This is a genomic window from Thiothrix winogradskyi, assembly GCF_021650935.1.
GTDB lineage: Bacteria > Pseudomonadota > Gammaproteobacteria > Thiotrichales > Thiotrichaceae > Thiothrix > Thiothrix winogradskyi.
This window is the reverse complement of record NZ_CP091244.1, coordinates 3674831-3686802: the sequence shown is the minus strand read 5'-3', so window position 1 is coordinate 3686802 and position 11972 is coordinate 3674831. Positions and strand designations below refer to the sequence as shown.

At 50.7% G+C, this 11972-nt stretch carries 10 protein-coding genes and 1 tRNA gene; 4 read left to right on the top strand and 7 right to left on the bottom strand.

Annotated features, from left to right (window positions below; translation table 11 throughout):
* Positions 1–14 precede the first annotated feature (14 nt).
* The 3 genes from mutS to L2Y54_RS18215 all read right to left on the bottom strand — a co-directional run bounded on the left by mutS (position 15) and on the right by L2Y54_RS18215 (position 3637).
* Positions 15–2618, bottom strand: coding sequence for a DNA mismatch repair protein MutS (gene mutS / locus L2Y54_RS18225; RefSeq protein WP_236498076.1), 2604 nt, complete (start codon positions 2616–2618; stop codon positions 15–17).
* A gap of 76 nt (positions 2619–2694) precedes the next feature.
* A complete protein-coding gene (locus L2Y54_RS18220; RefSeq protein ID WP_236498075.1) occupies positions 2695–3417 on the bottom strand; it encodes a nucleotidyl transferase AbiEii/AbiGii toxin family protein in 723 nt (240 codons plus the stop codon).
* Positions 3410–3637 carry a hypothetical protein gene (locus tag L2Y54_RS18215; protein WP_236498073.1) on the bottom strand — a complete coding sequence of 76 codons (228 nt, stop codon included), beginning with the start codon at positions 3635–3637 and terminating at the stop codon, positions 3410–3412. Before L2Y54_RS18215 ends, L2Y54_RS18220 begins: the two co-directional genes overlap by 8 nt.
* A 146-nt stretch (positions 3638–3783) precedes the next feature.
* On the opposite strand from L2Y54_RS18215, the gene L2Y54_RS18210 reads away from it, so the two are divergent.
* A tRNA-Arg gene (locus tag L2Y54_RS18210) sits at positions 3784–3860 on the top strand.
* A 40-nt stretch (positions 3861–3900) separates the two neighbouring features.
* Here the strand turns inward: L2Y54_RS18210 and L2Y54_RS18205 are convergent.
* Positions 3901–5646, bottom strand: a complete 1746-nt coding sequence (locus L2Y54_RS18205; protein ID WP_236498071.1) for an ABC transporter ATP-binding protein — start codon at positions 5644–5646, stop codon at positions 3901–3903.
* Between the two features lie 3 nt (positions 5647–5649).
* Positions 5650–6075, bottom strand: a complete 426-nt coding sequence (locus L2Y54_RS18200) for a hypothetical protein (protein ID WP_236498069.1) — start codon at positions 6073–6075, stop codon at positions 5650–5652.
* 185 nt (positions 6076–6260) lie between these two features.
* Here L2Y54_RS18200 and L2Y54_RS18195 point away from each other — a divergent pair, with 185 nt between their 5' ends.
* On the top strand, positions 6261–8246 hold the full coding sequence (locus L2Y54_RS18195) for a monovalent cation:proton antiporter family protein (RefSeq protein WP_236502062.1): 1986 nt from the start codon (positions 6261–6263) through the stop codon (positions 8244–8246).
* A gap of 548 nt (positions 8247–8794) precedes the next feature.
* On the top strand, positions 8795–9052 hold the full coding sequence (locus L2Y54_RS18190) for a helix-turn-helix domain-containing protein (protein WP_202716555.1): 258 nt from the start codon (positions 8795–8797) through the stop codon (positions 9050–9052).
* Positions 9053–9111: 59 nt separating this feature from the next.
* On the opposite strand, the gene L2Y54_RS18185 is transcribed toward L2Y54_RS18190, so the two are convergent.
* Positions 9112–9678, bottom strand: a complete 567-nt coding sequence (locus L2Y54_RS18185) for a helix-hairpin-helix domain-containing protein (protein ID WP_236498067.1) — start codon at positions 9676–9678, stop codon at positions 9112–9114.
* 180 nt (positions 9679–9858) lie between these two features.
* On the opposite strand from L2Y54_RS18185, the gene L2Y54_RS18180 reads away from it, so the two are divergent.
* On the top strand, positions 9859–11319 hold the full coding sequence (locus L2Y54_RS18180; RefSeq protein WP_236498066.1) for a cytochrome-c peroxidase: 1461 nt from the start codon (positions 9859–9861) through the stop codon (positions 11317–11319).
* Between the two features lie 8 nt (positions 11320–11327).
* Here the strand turns inward: L2Y54_RS18180 and pyrE are convergent, their stop codons facing one another.
* Complete coding sequence (gene pyrE / locus L2Y54_RS18175; protein ID WP_236498064.1) at positions 11328–11969, bottom strand: orotate phosphoribosyltransferase; 642 nt, start codon at positions 11967–11969, stop codon at positions 11328–11330.
* Positions 11970–11972 lie beyond the last annotated feature (3 nt).

Here is an 11972-nt window from a genome sequence, read left to right as displayed (position 1 = left end):
AGGGGTGAAGGGAGTTATTTCAGTAATTTCCTCAACCGATACAACTCGTCTAGCGCTTGGCGTGGGGTGAGTTCATCCGGGTCTACGGCGGCGAGTGCCGCTTTCACTTTTTCGGCGATTTCATCTTTGGGTTCAGTGGGTGTGTCAAACATCAGGGGCAGGGTTTGTCCCGGTTGTGGGGCTTGCTGGCTGTGCTTTTCCAACGATACCAATTTCTTTTTTGCTTGTGCAATCACACCTTTGGGTACGCCTGCCAATTGTGCGACTTGCAAGCCATAGCTTTGGTTGGCTGGGCCTTCTTTCACCGCGTGTAAAAATACGATTTTGTCGCCATGTTCTACTGCGTCGATATGCACGTTCGCAATGGTGCTGATTTGTTCGGCGAGGGAGGTTAGCTCGAAATAGTGGGTGGCAAATAGGGTGAATGCTTTGCGGTCGCGGGCGAGGAATTCGGCGATTGCCCATGCCAGTGATAAGCCGTCGAAGGTGCTGGTTCCGCGCCCGATTTCGTCCATTAATACCAAACTGTGGGCGGTGGCATTGTTGAGAATATTGGCGGCTTCGGTCATTTCCACCATGAAGGTGGAACGCCCGGTGCTTAAGTCATCGTGTGCGCCGATGCGGGTGAAAATACGGTCAATATTGCCGAGGCGGGCGGTTTGCGCGGGGACGTAGCTGCCGATATGTGCCAGCAACACGATCAGCGCGACTTGGCGCATGTAGGTGGATTTTCCGCCCATATTGGGGCCTGTGACCATTAACATGCGGCGGCGTGAATCCATGTATAGATCGTTTGGCACGAAGGGGTTGTCGAGGGTGCGTTCTACGACTGGATGCCGTCCGCCTTCGATTTGAATGCCAGCACCATCCACCAGCGCGGGGCAGTTGTAATTTAGGGTGTTGGCGCGTTCGGCGAAATTGCTCAATACATCGAGTTCGGCGATGGCTTGTGCGGTATTGCGGATGGGGTTTAAGTGTTCCAGTAAGTCGCGTAACAGGTTTTCGTAAATGGCTTTCTCGCGGGCAAGGGCGCGTTCGCGGGCGGAGAGTACCTTGTCTTCAAACTTTTTCAGTTCGGGTAGAATGAAGCGTTCCACGCCTTTAAGCGTTTGGCGGCGGATATAGTCGGCGGGAATCCGGCTCAACTGGCTTTGCGGGATTTCGACGTAGTAGCCGTGAATGCGGTTGTAGGCGACCTTGAGGTTGTTGATGCCGGTGCGGACTTTTTCGCGGGCTTCGAGATCCAGTAGGTATTGGTCGGCGTTTTCGCTCAAATTGCGTAATTCGTCGAGTTCGGCATCGAAACCGGGGGCGACTACGCCGCCGTCGCGGATGACCACGGGCGGGTTGTCGATGATGGCGGAATCCAGCAGGTGGCGCAGTGATTCGTGCAAGTCGATGTTGTTGTGTAATTGCTGGATGTGCGGGTTGTCGATGGTGCCGATCAAACCGTGAATGCGCGGCAATACGTGCAAGGAGCTACGCAGGGTGGACAGGTCACGCGGACGCGCCGAGCCGAGGGCGATGCGGCTGGCAATGCGTTCGATGTCGCCGATGCCGCGCAAGGTTTCCAGCAAAGTTTCGTAGCGGTATTGGTCGAGCAATGCGCCGACGGCTTGGTGACGGTTGCGCAGAATGAAACGGTCACGCAGCGGTTTGTTGAGCCAGCGGCGGAGTAGGCGGCTGCCCATGCTGGTGGCGGTTTTGTCGATCACGGAAATCAGGGTGTTTTTGTGTTCACCGCTGATGCTGTATTCGAGTTCCAGATTGCGGCGGCTGGCAGCGTCGAGAATGATGCCTTCGTCGCTGAGTTCCACCGTCAGGCTGTTGATATGGGGCAGGGCGGTGCGCTGGGTTTCTTGCACGTAATTGAGCAATGCGCCCGCTGCGGCAATCGCGAGCGGCAAGTGGTTGCAGCCGAAGCCGTCGAGATCGTGTACCCCAAATTGGCGTAGGAGCAGGCGTTTGGCGGTGTCGAGGTCGAAGTGCCATTGCGGACGCGGGGTGGAAATGCGGTTGCGGGCGAAGGCGGGTTTCCAGTCTTCGTCGTGTAGGATTTCAGCGGGTTGCAGGCGTTCAATTTCGTTGTGCAGGGTGGTGTCGGAATCGGCTTGTTGGACGGTGAAGCGTCCGGTGCTTAGGTCGATGGCGGCGATGCCGTAAGACCCCCCCTTCCCCGGCCCTTCCCCCGCAAGGGGGGCAGGGAGTGAAGAGCGGTGGATGGCGACGAGGAGGTTGTCGCGGCGGTCGTCGAGGAGGTAGTCGTCGGTGACAGTGCCGGGGGTGAGCAGGCGGGTGATTTTGCGTTCGACTGGGCCTTTGGATTTGGCGGGGTCGCCGATTTGTTCGCAAATGGCGACGGATTCGCCGACTTTGAGGAGTTTGGCGAGGTATTGTTCTACGGCATGGTAGGGAACGCCTGCCATTGGAATCGGTTCGCCCGCTGTTGCGCCGCGTGCGGTGAGGGTGATGTCGAGCAACGCGGAGGCTTTTTTGGCGTCGTCCATGAACAGTTCGTAGAAATCCCCCATGCGGTAAAACAGGAGGATGTCGGGGTACTCCGCTTTGATTCGGAAGTATTGTTGCATCATGGGAGTGTGTTGCTGTTCTTTGCTCATGGCTCGTCGGGGCTGCTGGATTAAGCAGGAGAGTTTAGCAGTAATCGGCTGGGGGCGTGAGTTTGTGGGTAAATGTTTAAAGGCTTTCTGTAATGGTTCTCTCTGTCCTTGCCATTCCCTGATCAGCCGCCAGCAGATCTATCCCATCCATAATTTTCCCTTGGTTCTTTACCTGCAAGGCTGCAAAACATTCCCGCCGGTAGTTGGCGCTACCCTGAAAATGCGTCAATGCCTTGATTAACGGAAGGATGACAGGGTAAGCATCTTCCGCTTTTTCAATGGCTGCCAGAGGAATCGTTGCCTGCAAACGCAGCATGGCAAGGTCAATCAGGTCGCGTGATTTCACGGCGGTATCAGGCCAACGATCAGCGTTGGACAACAATTTTTCAGTGCAACTGTCAGCAAAACTCAGACAGGGAACCGAACACCAGTCATAGTGTGCAGGTGTTTCCAGCTTGATTCGACCTTCAGCGACAATCTCAAATTTGATTAACGTTGCTTGGACTTGAACGGCAAAACGTACACCGTACTGATCTGCTTTGAATTCTCTTGGCAGGTTTATGCTGGAAGTATCTTTGAACAGCGCATCATAACCACGGTCGGCAAGGTCAGAACGTAGTTTTCGGTAGCCTTCCCCCACGGGGCAGATGAAGTCGATGTCTTTACTCCACCGGTATTCGCCGTATAGCAGGGCAAGCAGTGTGCCGCCGCCGAAACAGGCATTGATTGCGCGGAAGAAATCACTATCCAGCGCGTTGAGTATGGTCAGGATTTTGCGATGGTGATCGAGTTCAAACATCGTTAAGCAGCCATGAGTGTTTGGCGCTTGCCAACGCTTTTAAAAAAGCCAATTCCTCACCTTCCAAATCAGCCAGCACACCCCGGTAATTCCAGCCGCGCTCATACAGGTCGAGCATTTCATCTGCATCGAGGCTGGTCACGTCGTCTCTTTGCCAGCAGATTGCCTGTAAAAAGGGCAAGTGCGCGGGTGTTGCTGGCATATTGTTTATCGCGTGCATGACAAACCTCTGGTGTTACGGACATTGATGAGTATATCAGGGCAACTTCACGCTTCCGGCAATAAAAGATGTCAGACAAGTAAAATTTTTTGAAATTTTGCTTGACCGACTCTGAACAAGTTAGCATAATGCGCACCTCTTCCAGCGCATCCGTAGCTCAGTTGGATAGAGTACCTGGCTACGAACCAGGTGGTCGGAGGTTCGAATCCTTCCGGATGCGCCATATCATTTAAAAAGGCTGACTTAACGTCAGCCTTTTTGCGTTACAGGAACTCTCCACTTTGGTGTTGCCACATTTCGTGGTATTTGCCGCGCAATGCCAGCAATTCACTGTGCGTGCCTTGTTCGATAATCTCGCCATTTTCCAACACAATGATTCTGTCCATGCGCAGAATGGTTGCTAGTCTGTGCGCAATCACAATCGCGGTTTTTCGCTCGATCAGCTCGAAAATAGCGACTTGGATTTGCTGTTCGGTGAGTGAATCCAAAGCACTGGTGGCTTCATCCAGCACCACAATCGGCGCATCTTCCAGAAAAGCGCGGGCAATCGCGATGCGTTGCTTTTCACCGCCGGACAGTTTCACGCCACGTTCGCCCACCAGCGTGTCAAAGCCTTGCGGCAGTTTGTCGATGAAATCCAAGGCACGGGCTTTGCGGGCAACTTCACGCAACGCCTCATCGGGGATGTCTTTGCCCAGCGCAATATTGTCGCGGATACTGCGGTGAAACAGATCCGGTTGCTGCGGAACCAGCGAAATTTGTGAGCGTAATGAAGCCAATGAAAACTCCGTAGCATCCAGGTCATCGAACAAAATTCTGCCCTGCTGCGGGTCGACAAAGCGGAATAACAATTTGGTCAGCGAGGTTTTGCCTGAGCCAGAATGCCCCACCAATGCCACTTTTTCACCGGGTTGGATGTGCAGGTTGAAATCATGAAACAAGCCGACTTGCTTATCCGCTTTGCCATACGCAAACCCCAGTTGCTCAAAGCGAATGTCACCTTGCGTAATGGTGTGGGTTGGCATATCCGCGTGATCATCTTCCAAATCTGTTTGCCGAAAAACGTCTGCCATTTCACGCGCATCCGCCAATACGCTGAAAAAGCGCCGGAAATTCATCCCAAAATCCCACAAGTGTTTGATCAGGATGAGCAGTACAGTTTGGAACAACACAAATTCACCGATCTCGAATGCACCGTTTTGCCATTCGCCGATCATCCAATAAATCAGCAGCAATTCGATGCCGAAAACCAGCATACTTTGCACGGCAAACGAGACGAATGTTAACAGCCAAGCGACATTGCGGACGCGGTAAGATTCATCTGCCAGTGCGCCGATATTGGCACGTTCGTGTTGTTCCAGTGCAAAGCTTTTGACAATGGCAATATTGCTAATACCATCGGCATACGCTCCGCCGAGTTTGGAATCCATCGCCGCGACGCGCAGGTCGAATTTCAATTTCCACACCAGAAAGCCACCGCTCCAGCCCAAAAAGATGGCAACCCATATCAGAAAATACAGCGCAAACGTGGGTTGTTGCTGGTAAAAAATAATGAAGGCGAGGGTGATTTGCAGCACATTGCCGTAAAACTGAAAAATCATCCAGTCGATAATGGTTTCAAACGCTTTGATGAAACGGTTGGCTTGCTTGACCAAGCTGCCCGCAAAATTGTTCTCGAAAAAGTGGGCGCGTTGTTTTACCAGCACGTCAAAACAGCGTTTATCGAGTTTGTTTAAGCCCCAGCTTTGGAACATGATCATGCCCAGTTCCAGCGCCCGCCAACTCAGCCAAATGACGCCGTAAGTCATGGCAATGTAGGTCAGATTTTGCAGCAGTATGTGATGCGTATCCGCCGTGAAGGTTTTGGACAAGCCATTGGCAATTTCTTTGTAATACAGCGGTACTAACAGCTCCAGCCCCGCGCCGCCGGTAATGCCGATCATAACGACGACAAACCAGCCCCATTTCTGGCGGATGATTGCGCCATATTCACGAAAAATAATATCCATGTTCTAACAGTCCCTTGTTGCTGCGGCTCTGGCGCGGGCTTCGATTTCGTAAGGGTTATCCCAATAGAAGCTGCCGCCGCGTTGTTGCGCCCGTACCCCGGCGATAAAATACACGAAGGGGAATAAGCAGCCCCAGCGCTCGAATTGTTCTACATGCACCCGTTCATGCACCCGACTGCTGTGCAAGTGTCGGGGGGAAACACCAGCAACGCAATGCCCGACAGTAATAGCATTTACCGCACCGAGAAAGGGAATACCACGCACTAACCAACGCCCAACCCAGCCGCCCCAAATTTCTAAGACACCCGTGTGTAGGGCGTAACCACCGCCAGTCCATTTTGCTAATAACGCTAACGGTAAACACCAAACAGTGATGGGGGCTACCCATAAATAGCTTATTAATGACGACCTGTTTGCGATTTTTTTCATGAATGATTGCACTTGAACTTGGATAAGAACTGAACCGATACCGTGTGTATACGGTCAGAAACCCGTATACTTAACAAAACGATTTAACAACTTTTAATGATGAAATTGTAGGGGATTCCTTGGCTGAGCACGAAGTATTACAACACGGGAAAGGGCTCTTAGAAAGCATCTTATTATTGCTGGTAGTGTCCGTTGGTGCAGTGGCTGCATTCCGTACTTTACATTTGCCGCCGATTCTTGGCTACCTATTGGTAGGCATTGTAATGGGGGAGAATGGTCTGGCATTTATTCCAGAAAATGAAAGTCTTGAGTTCATGGGCGAGGTGGGAGTGGTTTTCCTGCTGTTCGCGATTGGGCTGGAATTTTCACTGAAACAATTCATGGCGATGCGCACCACGATCATAGGTTTGGGCGGTTTACAGGTATTGATTTCTACCTTGTCAGGCGTGATGATTTTGTCCTACTTTGGCGTGTCTTGGCAAAGTGCTTTGGTGGCTGGTGGCGCGATGGCGATGTCGTCGACAGCAATTGTGGTTAAGCAATTGACGGATCAGGCGGAAATGCGAGCGCCGCACGGGCAGTCAGCCTTAGGGATTTTATTGTTTCAAGACATCGCAGTCGTTCCCTTTTTGGTCATGATTCCACTGGTGGCTGGTGGTGCTGAGTTGGAGATAAATACGCTCCAATTACTATTTTACGTGATCATGGGCGGGGTATTGTTTTTTGGCATGTTACTGATTGGGCGTTATACCTTGCGCCCATTGTTTCAATATGTTTCGCGCACCGAATCGGTCGAGTTGTTTAATATCACTGTACTGTTGGTGGCACTGACTGCGGCTTGGTTGACGCAATCCATGAATTTGTCATTGGCTCTGGGGGCGTTTTTAGCCGGGATGTTGCTGAGTGAAACCGAGTACAAGCACCAGATCGAAAGTGAAATACGACCTTTCCGCGATATTTTGATGGGTATCTTTTTCATCACGGTGGGGACGAAGTTGGATCTCGCCATCCTGCCTTCATTGTGGTTGCCGGTATTGCTGCTGGTATTAGGCTTGATTGTGGGCAAAGGCTTGCTGATTGCGGTGCTAACCCGGTTTTTTGTGAAAAATAATGCGACTTCGTTGCGCACGGGGCTGGTGTTGGCGCAAGGGGGCGAGTTTGGGTTTGCCTTGCTGGCGTTGGCGTTAAGCAATGAGGTGATGTCGCCGAGTGAAGCGCAAACGACCTTGGCTGCGATTGTGATCAGTATGGCGATTTCGCCGTTTCTGATTCGTTATAACGAAAAAATTACGAATGTTCTGTTGGCGGATACTTATACGCACCAGCGTTTTAAAGAGGCAGAAGAAGTCAGTACCGCCGTCAATGAAGTGGAAAATCATGTTATTCTCTGCGGCTACCGACGGATGGGGCAGAATATTGCACGCTTTTTACAGGAACAAGGTGTGCCGTATATTGCGCTTGATCTTGACCCCGGCATTGTGGGAAGGACGTGGGAGGCAGGCGATCCGGTACATTATGCTGATGCAACCCGCCCAGAAATTTTGATGGCGGCGGGTTTGGAACGCGCCCGTATGGTGGTGATTACGGTGATAGAGGTCGAGGTCGCCAAACGCATTATTGAGGCAGTACGTCTTAAGCACGCTGATATTCCGGTATTGGTGCGTACCCGTGATGAACGTCACCTGCAAACCTTGATACGTTTGGGCGCAACCAGTGTGTTACCGGAAACCTTGGAAGCCACCCTGATGATTACCCAACGTATTGTGGAACAACTCGGTTTCAGCCCCGATGAAGTGTTTCAGATGACGGAAAAAATACGCCGTGACAGTTACCGTGCCTTGCACAGTTATTATCATGGTGAGCGCGATAACACCTTGCAAGTGGGCAAGAAAACCGAGGCATTTTTGCACACCGTTAGGTTGCGGGAGGGGGATTATGCTACGGGTAAACGGATTGCAGCGCTGGAGTTGGAACGTTTTGCGGTATGCATTAAGGCATTGCGGCGTGGTGATATTCGTGGTGAAGAGCCTTCCGCTGATATTTCTTTGCAAGCCGATGATGTGTTGGTGCTTGAGGGGGGCAAGGCAGAGTGTTTCCGGGAGGTGGAGAATATTTTGCGTACCGGGGGGAAGCTGGCAAAAACGGCTATTCCTGCCCCAGCGGATGCTTGAGGAATGGCGGTTTGATGTGGTTATGTTTTAATCTGCGCACTGACGTGTCAGTACATTTTCTGAGTCTAAATCTTTCCCGTCTTTCTGTGATAAACTACCGCTTATCTACTCAAACTATTGGATAGATTTCACTCTGTGGTACTCTTTTATTCAGGATATGCGTTTACTTAGATGGTTTATGTATAAAAAACCATTCTAGGTTGCACACATGCCGATAGCCGGTAATTGGTCGAGTGACTTGGGGTTAACCAAAGATGTGCTGGGAAGTGCAAAATTTTTCTAAATCTAAGAAAACTTTTTGCACAACCAGAGGTCTATGGAAGGTGTCGAGTCGTTTTGGATCACATTGGGGCTATGCACGACTTATATGGAGCGGATACAAATGTCCGTATTGCACGGAAGCATTCGGGTGGTATCTGGATCGAATCACCTCCGATACAAGTTATTAAAGGGAATTTGGCGATCACGACTTCTGAAAAGCAGTTGGCTACGGTTAATGAAACATTGTGTAGAATCGTACCGACAAATACTAAAAAGGTTGCATCAATATGACGAATACATCTTCTCGTGCCGGTCTGGACGCTTCTTTGTCTGAAACGGTTGCTCGTACTTTACAAGATTATCTGGATACGCTGGGTGATCATGAAGCGTCAAACATTTATCGTTTGGTGTTGGATGAAGTTGAGCGCCCTATGCTGGAAATCATGATGCGTTATACGCATAACAACCAGTCTAAGGCAGCGCAGTGCATGGGTATTAACCGTGCTACTCTGCGTACTAAGCTGAAGCGCCATAACTTACTCTAATTTGGCAGTAAGCGTGGTTAGAAGGGGCGGTTATGCATGAACCGCCCCGGATATTATCGTTAACTTTTTAACGTTTGTTGATACGTTTTTAATCCACTCCAATCACTGGCGGCTGCAAATGTTGCTTGCTTAGCCCAGCTTTCTGCGATTGCTTTGCTATAGCGAATACCGCTGGATGCCAGTTTTTCATTCAAATCATCCGTGCTCAATATGGCTAATTGTGCGTAACTTTGGATGCCATTGGCTTGCATGGCTTCGGCTAGTTTTGGGCCAATACCACTGAGCTTGGTTAAATCATCGTTATTTGCACTCTCAGTAACCGCTGTCGCTACTTCAGTAACGGTTGTTTCCACTGCTGGTGTTGTGATGTCGGTAGTTGCGGTTTCTGGCGCAGGTGTAACGACAGGTTCAGTGGTTACGACGGTTTCTTGCTTCATTTTTACTGCCGTTAGCTCCGCTTGCAAGGCGCGGTTTTGCTGTTGCAGTGTGTCATTTTCTTTGCGGCTGGCTTTCAGGGCGGCTTCAACTTTTTTCTTGGGATTAGGTACAAACAGCCGGACAAAAATCCATTCGATTAACCAACCGACCAGTATCCCGAGAATAAATACGCCTACTAGTTTAGACATTGTGGAACTCCATTAATTTAGCGTGTATTTAATGCTTTTTATTACAAAACAGATTCTAAACACATAATACCGCAGACAGAATACACCAAAAGGTAGGGTTTGGCAGACAAACATCCTCCCGACTTGATCTATGACAATGTAATAATGAATGGCTTCATTGCCATTAGTGTCTTTCTTACTATGTCGTCAAATATTATTGCCGTTACGTGTGTATTGTTATTATTGGCAGGCTGTCAGGATGAGGCGGTGACGAGCACTATTCATAAGCCCGACAATAGTACTGACAAAGTATTGCGCTCTGAAAGGGATGCCATGCTGAATACGCTGATTCAACAGCATGGACTGACGGGGGATGTGCTACAGGGGCGAATCTTGCCCGCGATTGAATCACCGTTAGCCCAATTAGGGATGCAACTATTTTTTAGTAAAGCACTGTCCGGTAATCGGAATGTGGCTTGTGCGAGTTGTCATCATCCCTTATTGGGTGGTGGTGATAGTTTGTCGTTGTCGATTGGGGTGGACGCTGCTGACCCGAATGTATTGGGTCACAAACGTTTGTTACAGGGTAAGCTTCGTCCTAGTGTGCCACGTAATGCGCCGACGACGTTTAATATCGGTTTGTGGCGGCAGTTTATGTTTCATGATGGGCGTATCGCGCAACTTGAGGTAGGGATTACGACCCCCGATGTGGCTTATTTGCAGCCAGATCCCTTAGCCGGAGGTAATTTAGTTCATGCTCAGGCACGTTTTCCGGTGACATCCAATCATGAAATGCGCGGAGAACTATTCGATGCCGGTGGTACATCGCAATCATGCCGTGAACGTTTAGCCGAGCGTTTGGGAGCTTATGGGGTCAGTGGTGAGGCGCGGTTGCCTGCTGCGGAAACGGATTATTGGCTTGATGCATTTCGTCAGGCTTACCAACAACCGCACGCACCGGCAACCGAGTTGATTACTGAGCAAACGATTGCTGCGGCATTGGGGGAATATCAACGTTCCCAAGTATTTGTGAATAATCCTTGGAAACATTATGTGCAAGGTGATGTGGCAGCCATCAGCGAACCGGCGAAACGCGGTGCCTTATTGTTTTTCCGGGAACGTGAGGCAGGCGGCTATGCTTGTGCAAGCTGCCATAAAGGTGATTTTTTTACGGATGAACAATTCCGCAATGTATTAATGCCCCAGATAGGGCCGGGCAAGGGCAGCAATACCGTTACGGCGGTGCAACAGGATTATGGACGCTGGTTAGTAACACAACACCCGGATGATAAGTTCCGGTTTCGCACGCCGAGTTTGCTGAATGTCGCCATGACGGGGCCGTGGGGGCATAATGGCGCGTATACCAGCCTTGAGGCGATGGTGCGGCATATGTTGAACCCGTTTCAAGCCGCGCTGCATTATGACAGCGGGCAATTAAAGCAGCCTAATATTCCTACCGAACAGGTGGCAGTGAATTTGCGGGAAATGTTGAGCGGCAATGCCGATATGGCGGGGCAAGCGTATCAGGAAGAGGATGTGCAGTACTTAGTTGATTTTCTGCACACCCTGACTGACCCGTGTGTAACCAGCGCGGATTGCTTACAGCGTTGGATACCTTCTGGTGGAAATTCCCCGGAATCGGTATTGCAGGCGCGTTTTTAGGCGTGCTTTTAAACCCCGAATTCGCGGCGGTAAGCTTGTACTTTTTCCAGCAAAGCTGCGTCGTGCAGGCTGCTGCCCACGTGGCTGATAACTTCCTGCAAGCCCACGATGCTAATGACCTTGATACCGTACAGGGCTTCCACTTCCTGAACAGCCGATTGTTCCCCTTTGCCGCGTTCCTGACGGTCGAGTGAAATGGCGACACCCGCTAGGCTTGCCCCTTGAGCCGCGACAATATCCGCTGCTTCACGAATCGCAGTGCCTGCGGTCATGACATCATCAATGACCAATACCCGCCCTTGCAGGGGAGCGCCAACAATCGTGCCGCCTTCGCCGTGGTCTTTGGCTTCTTTGCGGTTGAAGGCGTAAGGGTAATCTTTGCCGTGGTATTCATACAACGCAATCGCTGTCGCTGCTGCTAACGGAATCCCTTTGTAGGCAGGGCCAAACAGCATGTCGAATGCCAAACCAGAGTCGACAATCGCTTGCGCGTAAAATTTACCAAGGCGTGAGATAGCGGAGCCGGTTTGGAACAAGCCTGCATTGAAAAAATACGGGCTAATCCGACCTGATTTGAGGGTGAATTCGCCGAAACGCAAGACGCCTTGCCCGATGGCAAAATCCAGAAAATCCTGTTGATATGTTTTCATCGC